Source organism: Undibacterium sp. (assembly GCF_030683615.1).
Taxonomy (GTDB): domain Bacteria; phylum Pseudomonadota; class Gammaproteobacteria; order Burkholderiales; family Burkholderiaceae_D; genus Undibacterium; species Undibacterium umbellatum.
This window is the reverse complement of record NZ_JAUXQE010000044.1, coordinates 72,058-88,584: the sequence shown is the minus strand read 5'-3', so window position 1 is coordinate 88,584 and position 16,527 is coordinate 72,058. Positions and strand designations below refer to the sequence as shown.

Genomic DNA, 16,527 nt, shown 5'->3' with positions numbered 1-16,527 from the left:
TCGCCGCAAAGAAAGCAAGTTTTGAAAGCTGTACTCATTTCACTTTGGCATTACCGCCATTTTATTGTATCGTCCATCAAGGCCGAGTTCTCTGGCCGTTTTGCCCGCAGCAAACTGGGTGCCTTATGGATGATTTTGAATCCCCTGGCACAAGCCACGATCTTCGCCATCGTCTTGTCTGAGGTATTGGTCACCAAAATACCGAATATAGAAAACAAGTCTGCCTACGCGATTTACCTGATGGCGGGCATGTCGGCCTGGGGCCTGTTTGCTGAAATCATGAACCGCTGCACTACCGTGTTTATTGATTATTCAAATACCCTGAAAAAAATTTCTTTCCCGAGGTTGTGCCTGCCCCTGATTGTCGGCGGCAGCGCACTCATCAATCACTTGCTGTTGCTGGCAGCGATTGCCGTGGTTTTCCTGTTCTTTGGTCATATGCCAACCATCGCCTGGCTGGCCCTGCCATTCGGCATGTTGCTGATTGTCTTGCTGGCATTTGGCCTGGGCATCATACTTGGCTTGCTGAATGTATTTTCCAGGGATGTTGGCCAGGTCATGGGCATAGTCTTGCAACTCTGGTTCTGGTTCACCCCGGTGGTTTACCTGATGGACAATATGCCCCCGCGTTTCATCGCGGTACTCAAGTTGAATCCCATGACGCCTATGGTCAAGATTTACCAGAATGCGCTCTTGTACGGGCAATTCCCGGCTCTGGCTGACTTGCTTATCCCCACCCTGATTTCATCAGGCTTGTTCCTATTCTCTTTCTGGATTTTCCGGCGTGCCAGCGCAGACCTGGTGGATGCATTATGAGTCAAATTGTATTAAGCGTGAACGGTGTCGGGAAGTGCTACACCAAGTTCAGCGGCTTGTTGTCACGTCTGATGTACTGGGCAGGATTACCAGTAAAACCAGCCTATGAATATTGGGCAAACCGTGACATCAGTTTCAATGTGCCAGCTGGTCAGGCGGTCGCCATCATAGGTCAGAATGGCGCAGGAAAAAGCACCTTGCTAAAAATGATCACGGGCACAGTCAGGCCTACCACCGGTCATATTTCTGTTGTTGGCCGCGTCAGCGCCATGCTGGAACTGGGATTGGGTTTCAACCCAGAATTCTCGGGCAGGCAAAATGCCTATATGGCGGGCGGCCTGATGGGCTTGAGTGGCGAGCAGCTCGATCAGCTCATGCCAGGCATCGAAGGTTTTGCCGAAATTGGTGCGTTTTTTGACCAGCCCTTGCGGGTGTATTCCAGCGGCATGCAGGCGCGCCTGGCCTTTGCGGTTGCCACTGCCGTGCGCCCCGATGTACTCATCGTTGATGAAATCCTGTCTGTTGGCGACAGCTACTTCCAGCACCGCAGCTTTGACCGCATACGCCAGTTCAAGGAACAAGGTACTTCCATCATCCTGGTCACCCATGGCATGGGAGAAGTGCGCAGCCTTTGTGACCATGTCATCCTGATCGACAAGGGCAGCGTGCTCAAGCAAGGCGCGCCTGACGAGGTCGTGGATTTTTACAATGCCATGATAGCCCGCAAGGAAAACGAAAAATTCCGGATAGAACAGCACCGTAATGAGCAGGGTTGGTTACAGACCCGCTCTGGCACTGGCATGGCAACTGTGAGCAAGCTGAGCTTGCGCGACCAGGCCAGCGATCAGGTGCTAGCGGCAGCGCATGTGGGCCAAAAAATCAAGCTGGTGGCAGAAGTGCTGCTGCGTGAAGATATTCCTGAACTGGTGCTGGGGCTGATGCTGCGTGACAAACAGGGCAGCATCATCTGGGGTAGCAATACCTGGTATACCAAACAAGTGCAAAATGGATTGCGCAAGGGCGACATCATCGAGTTTATCTTGCCCTTCGAATGTCCGTTTGGTCCTGGCTCTTACTCTGTCACGACCGCCCTGACCAAGGCGCAGACCCATCTCGAAGAAAACTATGAATGGTCAGATAACCTGCTGGTGTTTGATGTTATCAACGTCGATCACCCCGAGTTCATCGGCAGCAATTGGCTAAGGGGTGAATTTGAAATCAGGAAATTGCAGGCAGGCTAAAACAACCCGAAGAGATGGACAAGCGCAGACCTATTTGCGCTGATGTTTTCGCTGATCTTCGTCGATCACTTCCTGATACAGGCGGGCATAGTGTCCCGCCATTTTTTCGGCAGTGAATAAATCCAGGTAACGCTGGCGGGCATTCTTGCCCATCTCAGCCGCTTCTTGTGGATGTGCCAGCAGGTACTCCATAGCCTGCCTGAAGGCAGCCGGATCACTCGGTGGCACGACAAGGCCCGTCTGGCCCGCAACATTGATATACGTTGTCCCTGTGCCTATTTCACTCGATATCATGGGCTTGCCATACATGGCACCTTCCAGCAAGGAAATACCAAATGCCTCGGAACGCAGATGCGAAGGGAAAGCCAGTGCAAAACACAAAGTCAGCAAGGCGACCTTGTCCGGCTCTGGCAAGGCACCAAGAAAATGGACATTCTTCAATTGCAGCTTTTCTGCCTGGCGTTTCAATTCGATTTCTTCCGGCCCATCACCCACGATGACAATTGGGATATTGGTGCCTGCAGCCGCTTCCAGCAGGATATGCAAACCCTTGTAGTAACGCAGCATGCCGACGAACAGGAAGAAATTTTCTCCCACTTTCTGACGCCACTTGTCCAGCAACTCTGCTGAAGGAACAGGATAAATACTATTGTCCAGGCCATAGGTTATGACCTCGGTCTTGTCCTTGTATAAACCCAGTGTAGGGCTGGTCGCCAGGTAATTGGGGGAGGTGGCAACGATGCGGTTAACGTCGCGCAAAAACTGATGCTTGAGCGGTGCATACAGCTTCAACAGATATTTTTGCCTGACGATATCCGAATGGTAAGTCACCACGCTGGGTGTCTTGACGCGTCCAAGGAAATGGGCGATGTCCATGAATGGCCAGGGGAAATGGTAATGCACCACATCTGCCTGTTTGGCCAGCTCGACCAAGCGTGAAAGTGCTGACCAGGAAAAGCCGGTAGAAGCAATTTCAAAATTCAAATGCGCCCGGTGTACCTTGTGCCCTTCAAATTCTATCAGCGGGCGGTCGGTATCACGGGTCAGCGTCAACACTTCATTTTCCACACCCAGACGTGTCGTACCCACCGCCATCTGACGGATGACTTGCTCAACGCCACCAAAGGTGTCGGGGTAATAAGTGCGGTAGAAATGCAGGACTTTCACTGTACGCGCCCTTATCCGGTCTGAACCATGCGATAAGCGGCGACTGTGTTATGCACACAGGCTTCCCAGCTCAACTCTGCTGCTCTTTGCAAACCACGCGCAATGGCAGTGGCCCGCCAGTCTTCATCTTGCAGCGCCTTTTGCAAACCCTCACGGATGCTGTCCACATCGCCTGGCTCAACCAGCATGGCGGCACCGCCTGCCACTTCAGGCATGGACGAGCAATTAGATGTCAACACCGGAACGCCGCTGGCCATGGCCTCGGCAATCGGCAGGCCAAAGCCTTCATACCAGGATGGGTAAGTAAACAAACGGCAACCAGCATACAAAAGCGGAAGCCAGTGCTGATCAATAAAGCCCAGATACTTCAGCCAGCCCTCGCTCTGCCCTTTGGCAATCTCATCATGGATATCATCGCTTTGCCAGCCGGCGCCACCAGCCAGCACCAGCGGCCAGCGCTGGCGTATCTCCACAGGCAAGGCACGGTAAGCCGCCAGTAAATTGCCGAGATTCTTGCGCGGTTCTATGGTGGAGACAAAAAAACTATAGCCATTGGGCTGCAAGCCAATTTGCTGCAATACCGGCGCGGTTTCTTCCGCGCTATAAGGGTGAAACAAGTCATCCACACCGAGGGGAATCGCGACCACCTTTTCTGGCCCGAGCTTGAAATGTTCCATGACTTCCAGGCGCGTTGCCAGCGAATCAGTCAAGACCAGATTGGCACGCTCTACAGATTGCGGGATGGAAGCCAGGGCACGTTCTATCCTGGTCTTTGGGTGCCACTGTGGATAACGATAAATGGAAAGATCATGCAAAGTCACCAGGCTGGGCAAATTGCATTTAGGGACAAAATAATTGGGACTATGAAAAATCGCGTTTGACAAGCTGTTCAGGCGTTGTCCGGCCAGCACGGGCATGAGCTTGCCATACCATTGTGAAAAAAAGCGCATGCGGCCCAGTTGCTGGCGTAGCTTTGCCTTGTAACTGAAACGCACAGGTTCAAAAGACTTGAGGCTTAGGGCGGAATAATCACGCGAACCAGACAAATCATAATCTGGCAAAGTGCGCCAGAATCCATCTGACAGATATCGTACCGAGTCAATATTTGCCTGTGCTGGCAAGCGTGTCGCCAGCTCCCAGGCATAGCGACCTATGCCAGCCAGCGGCTGGTTGATCGCTTCTATTGACAGCACAATATTCATGCAGTGGCCTCATGTCTCAGCATCCACGCCAGTGTGTCGCGCAAGGCGATTTGCGGCAAGTCGCCTATGCACGCCTGCAATCGGTGGCCATTACCCATGAGTTTATGCACATCATTGGCACGCACAAAGGCCGGGTTAACGCGCACCTTGATTTCATAGCCAGCCAGTTCACTGGCCATTTGCAAGACTTCACGCAAGCTGTAAGCCGTGCCTGAGCAGATATTGAAAGTCTCACCGGCAGGTGCTTTTTCCAGCAAACGGGCATAGGCCACGGCTACATTGCGTACATCAGAAAAATCCCTGGCCACATCAAGATTGCCCAGTTCGATTTCGCTGGCCTGACGACGGTAGTGATTGATGATTTTCGGCAGCAGGAAATTTTCAGTCTGACCAACCCCAGTGTAATTAAAAGGCCGTGTCACGATGATGGGCAGTTTATCCATCCACAAGCGCGCCACATGCTCCATTGCCAGTTTGCTGACGGCATAGTCGTTGGCAGGCATGGCTGGTTCGCTCTCGGCCAGCACTTCAGACGCGGAATTGCCATAAATATTGGCACTGCTTGCTACCAGCACGGCGCGTGGTTTCTTGTCCAGCGCTGCCAGTGCTTCCAGCAAATTGCGCGTTCCGACGATATTAACGCGATAAATTTCATCAACATCACCATGCACGACCGAGGAGATGGCAGCCAGGTGCGCGACGACATCTGGTTGTATCTCTTGAATCGCCACGCGTAAAGCTTGTTTGTCGCACAGGTCTACTGCATAGTGCCCCTGGTTTTGGGTTTCCGTGCCATGCGTAGTGCCGAACACCTGGTATCCGGCCCTGCTCAATTCCTGCGCCAGATAACGCCCTGTAAAACCTTTAATACCTGTTATCAGGGCACGTGGAGTAGTCGACATTTCAGAACGATGCGCCATTCTCATTACGGCGCAAATCGGCATCGACCATCATCTGGCACAGTTCTTCCAGCGTTGTCTTTGGTTCCCATCCCAGCACATTTTTTGCCTTTGCCGGATCACCGATCAACAGCTCAACTTCCGCAGGACGATAGAATTTAGGATTCACGCGTACCAGCAATTTGCCGGTTTTTGCGCAGATCGCAGTCTCATTCTCACCTTCGCCCGACCATTGCAATTGTATGTCGGCAGCCTTGAAAGCCATGGTGACAAAGTCACGTACGGTTTCTGTGCGGTTGGTCGCCAATACAAAAGTATCTGGTTTGTCGGCTTGCAGCATACGCCACATGCCCTCTACATATTCCTTGGCAAAGCCCCAGTCGCGCTTGGCATCCATATTGCCGAGTTCCAGCACATCGAGTTTGCCGAGCTTGATCTTGGCGACGGAGTCAGTTATTTTGCGCGTCACGAATTCACGGCCACGCAATGGCGATTCATGATTGAACAAGATGCCGCTACAGCCAAAGATGCCATAGGATTCACGATAATTGATCGTCATCCAGTGGGCATACAATTTGGCCACGCCATACGGGCTGCGCGGATAAAATGGGGTCGACTCTATCTGTGGCACAGCTTGCACTTTGCCAAACATTTCTGACGTCGATGCCTGATAAAAACGAATTTCCGTATTCACGATACGTATCGCTTCGAGCAAATTCAGTGCACCGATACCAGTAATTTCTGTTGTCGTCAGTGGCTGTTCAAACGATACGCCAACAAAACTTTGTGCTGCCAGATTGTATACTTCAGTCACACCAGTCGTTTGCAACAGGCGTATGCTGGCCGACAAGTCGGTTAGATCATATTCGACGAGGTGCAATGCCGGGTGAGTATCTATACCCAACTCTTCTATGCGCCAAAAATTGACTGAACTGGTACGGCGATAAGTGCCGTAGACGGTATAGCCTTTTTCCAATAGCAATTGAGCCAGATAGGCTCCGTCCTGACCAGTAATACCAGTGATTAACGCTTTTTTACTCATTCAAGAAAACCTCTTCGCCACGGCGAACATTCAAAATTCTTCTTTTAACCAGATATTGGACCGCCAGTTCGAATTTATCTGTGACAGCGGTCACAATCTGTCTACAGTTGAACAGTATACAATGAGTGCTCGCCGCACTGCGGAAAAATAATGAAAGCGCTTGTAAAAGATAGGTTTTTTACAATAGCTTACCTCCACCTCAGTGCCTCAGTATCAGTTCTCCCTGTACAGAGCTGGGCAATACCATTCAGGGTATTGCCGTTTGTGCCCTATTCCAGGCTATACCGCCCCATAGCGCTGACGATATTGCTCAACAGCATCTTTATATTGAGACAATTGTTCGCCTGCCTCTGCTATTGACAGGTAATCAAATAAATCATTTAGATTGGCAATTGCCGCCACCGGCATGTCATAGGCCAGGCCTACCTCTTGAGCAGCAGAATGTGCAGACAGGGCATCGTCCTTGCCAGAACGCTCCATGCGGTCCAGTGCAATCAATACCGCACAAGGTGTGGCACCTGCTGCCCGTATCATTTCTACTGACTCACGCACAGAAGTACCAGCCGAGATTACATCGTCAATGATGACGACCTTGCCAGCCAATTTGGCACCAACAATGCTGCCGCCTTCGCCATGGTCCTTGGCTTCCTTGCGGTTATAGGCAAAAGGCACATTGCGCCCCTTGCGGGCCAGCGCCACCGCAGTGGCCGACGCCAGGGTAATACCCTTGTAAGCCGGGCCAAACAGCATATCAAACTCAATGCCGGAATCAATCAGGGTTTGTGCATAAAAGTCGGCAATACGACCCAGATTGGCACCGTCATTGAACAGACCAGCATTAAAAAAATAGGGGGAAGTGCGTCCTGCCTTGGTGACAAAGCTGCCAAATTTCAGCACACCGGCATCAACCGCAAAATGTATAAATTCCTGCCTCAGATTACTTGACATATACTTGCCTTAACATTAATTATGAAATAATGACGCGCCATGCTTATCCAAGCATAGCACGCTATAAAATGCCTATTGTGTGAGAATTGTCTGCCACCAGCCCATTGCCAATTCATCAATATTCATACTGCCGGCAGCAAACGCCTTGATGTGCGCAGGGTCAAGACTTAATTCCAGTACCGGTATGCCCATTTCAAGCATCAATTGCTGGACAGTGGAAACGCCTTTGTCGCTGGACTGCATCTCAGATGCAGTCAGCACCTTGATATACACATCCGCAGGATGCAAATCGATCACTTCGTCAGGATTTGATAAAGATGGCAACCCCAGCAATTGACAGGCCAGTTCATTGGCGTAGCGCAGCACTGACTTATTGTCTGACTTCAGCAGCTCACAACGCCAGTATGTCGGTGTAGTCATAATCAACTGCTTCAGCATCAGCGTCAATGTATGTTCCGGCAAAGCAGCTTTCAGGGCATCAATATCAAACAGGGCGCGGGCGCAAGCAGGCTTGGCCTGGTTGGAGACCATATTCCTGGCCAGTGATATCAAGTCCGCCTCAGCCACCGGGCCATCCAGCGTGGCAATCCTGTTCAAGCTTCGCTCAAAGCGGCTGGCAGGTGCATTTCTATGCGCCAGCTCGACAAAATCAAAATACTGCCGGCCTACCTTGTGCGCCACATGATACTCATGCATATACTCAACAGCCCTGGCACCCAGCTCCTTTCTGAGTTGAGGATTAGACCTGAGTTCCACCATGCTGGTCAGCAGGGTGGCAACATCTACCTCATCAGCCAGCTTGACCAAGGCATCGGCTGGCAATTCTGCCATGGCACCATTGCCATTGATGATCGTTGGTATGCCATAGGCCATGCAATCAAGCACGGTATATGAAGATTCGCCACGCGAGAGGCCGCGTAATTGCACGCCTGCATCGGCAGCATGCAAATAGGTCTGGAACAATTCAGGATCGGCAAAACCAGTAATGGTAATGCGATCAGCCAGGCCACGGTCCTTGATATCCTGCAGCAGTTGCATGCCGTATTTGCCGCCATCATTTTTGCCGACAAAGACCAGATGACAATGACTATCTTTTGCCATCGCTGATTGCAGCCAGGCTTCCAGCACCAGATGATTCAGCTTGGTGGGGCCCATGAGGCCAAAGGAACACATCAGAAAATCATCGTCACCCAGGCCCAGACGCTGGCGTGCTGCGCTGCGTTCTGACTGGTAAGGCAGCTTACGCATATGGGGGATACGGGTCCAGTTCTGCGTCGCATTTTCTCCATACCATTGTCTTGCCAGCTTCATGGAAAATTCAGAATGCACGATGACAGCCTGGGCCGCGTCCAGCATCTGATAATTACAAGGATACTTCCAGATAATCTGGCTCAGGTCTTCGGTATTTTTGGTTTCCAGCAAAGCTTGCAGACCATGCGATTCATACAGGGCCTGCGCCCAAATTTGCGGACGTTCCGCCGTCATGTCCAGATGCGCCAGCAAACCGCTGAGGAAGAAATCGTGCAAGACCACGATGCCGGGATAGCGCGCCAGCATATCCAGCATATAGGTGTGGTAAGTGGAATTGCCGAGGTTATACAAGACGCGCTGATAGCGGTCTGCATGCTGTTCAAACCATTGCCATGAGCGCACAGGAAAATTGGCCGCCAGCCAGGGGTCACCAATTTCTTGCTGGTCGACGATCAATTCTATGTCGTAATACACAGCCAGTTCAGGCAAGAGTTCGGCGCTGAAATCAGCGATGCCAGAACGCTCAGGTGGCAAAGGCGAGAAGTAGGCCAGGCGTGGCTTGATCTGCTCTTGCAACTGGCTGACGAACACCGCCTGCTTGCTGCACTGATATTCATGCTGCGCCTCGAATGCGCTGATGGCAGTTTTTGCTGATTCATCCCAGGAAAATTTCTTCGCCTGCTGTACCCCATGTTCACGCAAACTCTGCAAATAGTTTTCGTCTGTCAGGGCACTCAGCATTTTGCTGGTAATGGCTTGTTCATCATATGGATTAAACAAGGCATCATCACGGCCTATCACTTCGGGCAGACTGCTGGTGTTGGAGGCAATCACCGGTGCGCCGCAAGACATGGCTTCCAGCGCAGGCAGGCCAAAGCCCTCATGCCAGGACGGGAAAACAAACAATGTGCAAGCGTGATACAGCAATGGCAAATCTTCATCAGCGACATAGCCGGTCAGAATCACATCATTGCTGGCCAGGCCAGCATCCGCCGCCAGTTTTTGCAAGCGCACGCGATCAGCATCCTGCACACTGCAAACAATCGCCAGTTGATAATTTTTACGTACATCGCCTGGCAGTTTGGCGAAAGAGCGTATCAATGCTTCGACATTTTTTCGCAAGTCGATACCACCGGTATACATCACGTAGGGACGTTGCAAACCAAAGCGATTTTTGATTTCCTGTAAGACCACAGGATCAGGGTCTTGCACATAAAATCTGTCATCGACTGCCGAGGAAATATTCACGATGCGTTCAGGTGGCAAGTGCAGACATTCCAGGCCCTCGCGCCTTGAGGATGCCGAAATGGCCAGCAACAAATCGGCACGCTTGAGTGCCTGAATTTTTCTCAGATACCATGCCTTGACCTGTTCGTTTTCAAGATAAGGCTTGGCATTGATGAGAGGGATCAAATCATACAACGTCACGGCAGTTGGCTGATACTCGCCATTCAATCCCACGCTAGTCAGTGCATCATCGGTCAGGCCTTCAAACAGGCTGCTGACGTGGACAATATCGGGCCGCCATTCTGCCAGTGCCTGCTCACGCACCAGTTCACCGGCACGGGTACGCCAGCGGTTGCGGTGATCGAGTTCGCTGACTGGCCCTGGGCTTTTCCAGTAATGAATGTGCTGTGGTGCGATCAAATGGCCAAAGGCTTGCCTGACTGGCTCCAGGCTATCGGCAAACAGGCTATTCAATAGCAAGTGCACTTCATGGTTGCCAGCATTGCTTGCCATCGCCTGCGCCAGGGCCAGCGAATATCTGCCTATGCCGCGATGACGACTGCCAGTTGACTGGCAAGCTTGTAAATCAATGAGAATACGCATCTGGTAACCTGTTTATTGCTGGCGAATTATTTCTGTCTGGAGCTTGTCGAATATGATTTGTGCTTTTGCGGAGAGGCGCGCATCTGTGGCTCTCCTGGACTGCGTATAAGCCTGTTTGCCAGCAGAAACCACTTGGGGAGCCAGGCGGGGTTGCAAACCCTTTCTCACCCTGCGCTCTATACCCGGGAAATATTTCAATATTCTTAATGCCAAATTCTTGATGGCAGGAATCGCCACCACCCGGCGCACCACTCGCCCCGGCAAGCTGCGCAGGCTGAATCTGGTATTTTTCAGGGAGGATATTGTTCTTGTTACATACCTGAAAGGCGCAGTCATCTTCCAGGAGCTACTGGAGTACACAGCATCAAGTTCTGCACGCAATTGCTTTTCGTTCATGATGTATCAAGAAAATGATTCAGACACTAGAACCCATTTCCTCAATAGGGATGAGTTCTAAAAAGAACGCAAGTATAAACCAAGCGCCTTGCCAGCCCCGGCAAACTTAATCAAGCTTTTGTATATCTGCTATGCTGGCAGGAGTTTTTGACTCTTTCCGCAAAAAATCATGACAAAAATCATCTCCGCGAATCTGAATGGCATACGTTCTGCCGCCAAAAAAGGCTTTTTTGAATGGATGCAAAAGGAAAACCCTGATGTCGTCTGCGTGCAAGAGTTGAAAGCCCAGGAGGCAGACATGACACCGGATTTCCTGAATCCGCACAAATATCATGGTCATTTTCACTATGCCGAGAAGAAAGGCTACTCCGGCGTAGGCGTGTATAGCAAGATAGAACCGGATGCCGTCAAAATAGGTTTTGGTTGCCCGGAATTCGACGCCGAAGGCCGCTATGTGCGCTGTGATTTTGGCAAGTTAACCGTGATTTCCCTGTACTGCCCTTCAGGCTCATCCTCGCCTGAACGGCAGGAAGCCAAGTTCCGTTTCATGGAAATGTTTTATCCCCATCTGCAACAGCTAATTGCCGAAGGCAGGGAAATCATCATCTGCGGCGACTGGAATATCGCACACAAAGAAATCGATCTGAAAAACTGGAAGAGTAATCAAAAGAATTCCGGTTTCTTGCCAGAAGAACGCGCCTGGATGACACGCCTGTTTGATGAACAAGGCTGGCTGGACGTCTACCGCCATCTACACCCGGAAACCACGGGCGAAGCCTATACCTGGTGGAGTAACCGCGGCCAGGCCTGGGCGAACAATGTGGGTTGGCGCATCGACTACCATGTCGCCACCGCTGGCATAGGTAAACTGGCGCATACTGCTTCGATTTACAAGGAAGCACGTTTCTCTGATCACGCACCGCTGATCATCGAATACAAATAGGCTGTCGTGTCTTTAGTACTTTTTTCCCTGAATTAAAAAAGCCCGTCAGTACGATTGACGGGCTTTTTTCATGTCCAGATCAGTCTGGCAAACGCTTCACACGGTCACGTTTGACTTCCATCAATTTGCTACCCTGCTCGCGCACATACGACTCAAAAGCTTCCAGGTCACGGCCTATCAGCTCCTTGTCTTTAGCTTGCTTCAAAACCGCAAAACCATCACCACCATCGGCAATAAAGCTGTTCACGATCACGCTGTATTGCTGGTTCAGGTCCAGCGGCTTGCCCTTGATCTTCACATCCTTTACCCGCTCGTCGATGCCGGCTCGCGGGTCATAGCTATAGCTGAGGGTGTGGGAGACAAACAGTTTTTTGGGTTCGTTCACTTCACGGCCCAGCCATTGCTGTTGCAGCAAAGTCAGGATGCTGGCCCCGGTCAGTTTGACGCGCACCAGATTATTGCCAAAGGGTTGCACCGCATACAGGTCACCATAAGAAACCGCTACCGGACCGCTGGCCTTGCCGGATGGCAGGTCACTGCGTATACCACCTGCATTCATGAAAGCCACATCAGCACCACCGGCATGCTGTCCATGATGCAGTTGCGAATCAGCGATGATGTTACCGAGGGCGCTATCAAACACACCCGCTTCGCTATTGCGTGACAAGGGAGCGCTCAGGTTGACGATAGGGCGCTGGCGCAAGCCTGCGGTTTGAGCGGCGACCTGATCCACCAGTTGCTTGGCTGCAGGATCTGCCTTCAAGGCATGCTGGTCTATCAGATGGTTGACGGCGACAGCGTTGACTACCTGATTGGTCTTCCGGTCTATCGTCAGGGTTGATTCTGTCAGGAAGGAACCATAACTACGTCCCTGCACAACCAGTTTGCCATCTATCTTGCAGGTATAACCTTGGTGTGAATGACCGGAAACGATGAGGCTGACAGCCTTGTCGAGTTTTTTTGTGATGTCAATGATAGGACCCTGCAACCCTTCGCAACGATAGCTGGGATCAGTTTCAGCACCTTTGTAGATTGCGCCCTCATGTATCAACACCACGATCGCGGCGACACCCTGTTTTTGCAATTCAGGCACGTAGCGATTAATGGCAGTCGCTTCATCTTCAAAGCGCAAATGCTTGACTGCATCACCGGCGACTAGATTAGGGACATCGGCAGTTACGGCACCAATAAAGCCTATCTTGACATCACCCACCTGGCGTATCACATACGGCGTCAGCCACGGTTTGTTGCTGCCGACTTCATGGATATTCGCGCCGAGGTAAGAGAATTTTGCCCCCTTGAAATCCGCATAGGTGCAGCCAGTCGTGGGGCACTCACCTTTGATTTTACGCATCAGGTCTGCCGTACCATTATCAAACTCGTGGTTGCCAACAGCCGTCGCCGACAGATCCAGGCGATTCAAGGCTTCGATGACAGGCTCATCCTTCATCAAGGCAGAACCCATGGGCGACGCGCCTATCAAATCACCAGCGCCAACAAATATGCTATTTCCAACTGCCTGGCGACGCTCCTTGAGCTTGGTCGTCAGGAACGCATAACCACCTGCCGGCACCGAGATTTTTTCACCGGGGCGCACCGGATTATTTTTTGTGGCGACAAAAGGTACAGGTTGATCTGCCTGCAGATTGCCATGGAAGTCGTTGATACTGAAAATCGTTATATCCGTCGTTGCCACCTGGTTTTTTGCCGTGGTTGCCGTGTCGGTACTGGCACAGGCAGCCAGCAATGCGCTGGCAATGGATATGCTGATTAATTTCAACTTTTGCATAGTAAATATTTTTGAATTAAAAAGAATAAGGCCTGCAACAAGCATTCTTGTTGCAGGCCCGGATCAAGTCTGCGTGGTGAGTTTTTGATTCACCACGTTATGTCGTCAGATTAGAAATCTGCGGACAAGGTGACTGATGTGAAGCGTGGCGCACCCATGTAGTAGAACACACCTTTTGCAGAAGCGCCAGGATAGGCAACTGCATTGGTGATGTTGAAGCTGGATGGGTTACGATACTTTTCATTCGTGATATTGCTGACGCTCAAGCGAATTGTTGGTTTCTTGAACCAGCTAGTGTTCGGGAATTGATAACCAGCATCAAAGCCTAACAATGTGTAACTAGGGACAAATTCATCATTTGTCATCGTTGCAAACTGACCGCCTGTGTATTTCATTTTCAAACGCGTATACCAAACGGCTGTTTCATACTGCGCACTCAGGCCAGCTTTCCATTCTGGCGTCAAGGTCATTTGTTTGCCAGCTGTCGGGATGTAAACGCCTTTTGCCACTTCCAAATTGTCTTTTATTTCGCTCTTAGCATATCCAACCGAACCATAAAATGACCAGCCGTTGACAGGTGTATTGCCCAGTTCAATTTCAAATCCCTGAGTTTTTACTTTACCTACGTTCGTGACCGTGCTTTGTGCCAGTTGAGGATCATAAGCAGTTGCCTGACGTTCAGTAAAATCAACTGTGTAAACTGTGGCCTGTGCGGTCAGTTTATCGCTTTGCAAGCGATAACCCAAATCCAAATTGTAAGAAGTCTCTGGAGGCACTTCTGCATAAGACAGGCTACCGTTTGGATTAATTTTAACGTTATTCGTTGTCGAATAAACATAGTTTGGCGGCACTTTCATGTTACGCGCCAAACTCGCAAATATCTGATTGTTATTATCAATCTGATATCTTACTCCCAATTGTGGCAATGCCTTTGTATAACTACGTTCAATTTTGTACGCTGTTGCAGAGTTCGTGCCCTCATTCGGAAAGTTAGTGAAATCACGCTTCATGGTTGGGATACGAACACCAATGTTGATCGCCAACTTATCGTTCATCAGGCTAATGGTATCTTGCAGAGAAAACTGATAACCAGTACTGATTGTTTTCCAGTCACGGCTTTGGAAAGGCGTGCCATCAGGACGATTAATGCGGCCTTCTTTGAGCCAGATGTCGTTTGCATTGCCGTTGGCATCAACACCTACCATAGGACCATATTGCTCATGTGTGGCACGTTCATACCAAAAGCCGGCCAATATTTGGTGATTGTTTATCGTGTGAACCACAGAAGCAGTAATACCGGGACGGTTGGTGCGGGTAACGCTACTGTTGGCAACAATTACTCTATCCAAAGTATCGCCGTCGCCATTCAAGTCAACACCTGCTGTCAATTTGCCAGTAGTCTGATTGAGGAATGCGGACTCAGTTTGCAAACGCTGCTGATTACCACCAGTACCGTACCCATACCAGTAATAAGGGATAACTTTTACATCTGTGTTTTCACCAAGTCGGAACTTGCCCGTCACAGATGCGATTACATTTTCAAATGGATTTTTTGTCAGTTGATAGTAGGCATCGCCAAATGCTGAATTAACATCGATGTCCGCTTTGCCTTTGGTCGGCGTTACATGACCAACAAACTTTGTTGCATAGTCGTAGTAGTATCCATTTTTTGCTAAATCTGCCAAATTGAATGAGCTGATGTTTTGGTTAATCGCACGGTTATACAAAACTACTGCATTTATGGAGTTGAACTTATCGAAATCAATGCGGTAACCAGCGTCTACGTGGTTACGGTCAGCGCCGCCTTCGCCCTTCCATTTGTCAGCTTGCGCATGGGAAACAGAGATGAAGAAGCGGGAACGGCCATCAGCCCACAGGCCGGTGTCGTAACGCAGGTAAGTCTTGGACAAATTCAGGCCGCCCAAAGTTTGCATTACGCGGAAACGTTTTGTTTTTGAAGGATCACAAGTAGTAATACCGAAGTTGCCACCCGTTGCACCGATTTGCGGAGAGTCAACGTCCGTCGAACCTTGGGTCACAAATTGAGTGCAGGTATTTTCCTGATCCACGAATTCTTGTGGATACACAGAAAAGCTACCTGAGTCATTGACAGGTACGCCATTGATCGTTGCACCGATCTGATCGCTGTTAAAACCACGCAATGTCAAACCGCCACCAAACAAACCCGTTGCATCGTAGTTATAACTGTTCACAGCAGGCATCAATTCCAGCGCTTCATAGGCATTGCCTGTAGGACGCTGCTTGGCCAATTCTTCAGCAGTGATAGTACTACGTGCTTTTGGTGCATTCTCTTGCACCATCAAACCCATACCGACTTTTTTACCAGTGATTGTGACGCGGTTTGCATCTGTAGGCTCAGTGGATTCTGCCTGTTGCGCATAGGCAGTGGACATGCTCAGACATACCAGTTGGCATGCGACTGCAACCATCGACAAACGCGATGGAAATGCGGATGATTTATTTAATTGTTTCATTGAAGCTCCCGAATCATTTTACAAATGGAAATAAAAATTAGTGCAAAACCCCGTTTATCATCTCAAGCCACCGCAACTGCCTGATGACATTCCCTTCACCGCATATTTTTTGCCAAATTTCTTGGCGTTTTTTTGTAACTGGTTGTAATTCCACAACAAACACCTGCGATGACATGTCACATTAGAAATATCTTCAACCTCTATTTAGTCGCGCAAACGATTGCTATTTTGAAAAATAAACTAATTCAAATGGCGCAAACGATTGCTATTTCTAAACAAAAAACAGACGGACCTTTTTACAGCACGTCTATCTCCTAGTGACATCTTTAAACTTGAGCAATTTGCCGGGGCAAATGTCTGTCGATCAGATATTTTGATATGTGAAAATAGTCTAACACATAAAATTTTGAACTTGCAGAGTGTCCCATCCAATTATTTAAGGATGATGACAAAGTGGTTTTCACAGCAATATTTTGTCACAATTGCGCGACATATTGTCATAAAAACA

At 50.0% G+C, this 16,527-nt stretch carries 12 protein-coding genes; 3 read left to right on the top strand and 9 right to left on the bottom strand.

From position 1 onward, the window contains the following. Window positions 1-21 precede the first annotated feature (21 nt). The gene (locus Q8K39_RS24475; RefSeq protein ID WP_186955849.1) at window positions 22-816 is read left to right on the top strand and encodes an ABC transporter permease; all 795 of its coding nucleotides are present in this window, start codon (window positions 22-24) and stop codon (window positions 814-816) included. Further along, the gene (locus tag Q8K39_RS24470; RefSeq protein ID WP_305263725.1) at window positions 813-2,057 is read left to right on the top strand and encodes an ABC transporter ATP-binding protein; all 1,245 of its coding nucleotides are present in this window, start codon (window positions 813-815) and stop codon (window positions 2,055-2,057) included. Before Q8K39_RS24475 ends, Q8K39_RS24470 begins: the two co-directional genes overlap by 4 nt. A gap of 30 nt (window positions 2,058-2,087) precedes the next feature. On the opposite strand, the gene Q8K39_RS24465 is transcribed toward Q8K39_RS24470, so the two are convergent. The 7 genes from Q8K39_RS24465 to Q8K39_RS24435 all read right to left on the bottom strand — a co-directional run bounded on the left by Q8K39_RS24465 (window position 2,088) and on the right by Q8K39_RS24435 (window position 10,792). Continuing rightward, complete coding sequence (locus Q8K39_RS24465; protein WP_186955851.1) at window positions 2,088-3,224, bottom strand: glycosyltransferase family 4 protein; 1,137 nt, start codon at window positions 3,222-3,224, stop codon at window positions 2,088-2,090. A gap of 11 nt (window positions 3,225-3,235) precedes the next feature. Continuing rightward, window positions 3,236-4,426 carry a glycosyltransferase family 1 protein gene (locus Q8K39_RS24460; RefSeq protein ID WP_305263724.1) on the bottom strand — a complete coding sequence of 397 codons (1,191 nt, stop codon included), beginning with the start codon at window positions 4,424-4,426 and terminating at the stop codon, window positions 3,236-3,238. Further along, window positions 4,423-5,328 (bottom strand): GDP-mannose 4,6-dehydratase, encoded by a 906-nt coding sequence (locus Q8K39_RS24455; RefSeq protein WP_370868673.1) that lies wholly within the window; start codon window positions 5,326-5,328, stop codon window positions 4,423-4,425. Before Q8K39_RS24455 ends, Q8K39_RS24460 begins: the two co-directional genes overlap by 4 nt. 1 nt (window position 5,329) lies before the next feature. Further along, on the bottom strand, window positions 5,330-6,367 hold the full coding sequence (gene gmd / locus Q8K39_RS24450) for a GDP-mannose 4,6-dehydratase (RefSeq protein ID WP_305263722.1): 1,038 nt from the start codon (window positions 6,365-6,367) through the stop codon (window positions 5,330-5,332). A gap of 279 nt (window positions 6,368-6,646) precedes the next feature. Beyond that, window positions 6,647-7,315: an orotate phosphoribosyltransferase gene (pyrE, locus tag Q8K39_RS24445; RefSeq protein WP_186955855.1), complete on the bottom strand. Its 669-nt coding sequence runs from the start codon at window positions 7,313-7,315 to the stop codon at window positions 6,647-6,649. Between the two features lie 72 nt (window positions 7,316-7,387). Next, window positions 7,388-10,396, bottom strand: a complete 3,009-nt coding sequence (locus Q8K39_RS24440) for a glycosyltransferase (protein WP_305263721.1) — start codon at window positions 10,394-10,396, stop codon at window positions 7,388-7,390. A gap of 12 nt (window positions 10,397-10,408) precedes the next feature. Further along, window positions 10,409-10,792, bottom strand: coding sequence for a hypothetical protein (locus tag Q8K39_RS24435; protein ID WP_305263720.1), 384 nt, complete (start codon window positions 10,790-10,792; stop codon window positions 10,409-10,411). A gap of 169 nt (window positions 10,793-10,961) precedes the next feature. Between Q8K39_RS24435 and Q8K39_RS24430 the strand changes: the two genes are divergently transcribed. Then, window positions 10,962-11,735, top strand: coding sequence for an exodeoxyribonuclease III (locus tag Q8K39_RS24430; RefSeq protein ID WP_305263719.1), 774 nt, complete (start codon window positions 10,962-10,964; stop codon window positions 11,733-11,735). A gap of 79 nt (window positions 11,736-11,814) precedes the next feature. Here Q8K39_RS24430 and Q8K39_RS24425 read toward each other — a convergent pair whose 3' ends face one another. Then, entirely contained in the window at window positions 11,815-13,524 is a 1,710-nt protein-coding gene (locus Q8K39_RS24425; RefSeq protein ID WP_305263718.1) for a bifunctional UDP-sugar hydrolase/5'-nucleotidase, read from the bottom strand. Between the two features lie 110 nt (window positions 13,525-13,634). After that, entirely contained in the window at window positions 13,635-15,854 is a 2,220-nt protein-coding gene (locus Q8K39_RS24420) for a TonB-dependent receptor (protein WP_305263717.1), read from the bottom strand. Window positions 15,855-16,527: the final 673 nt, after the last annotated feature.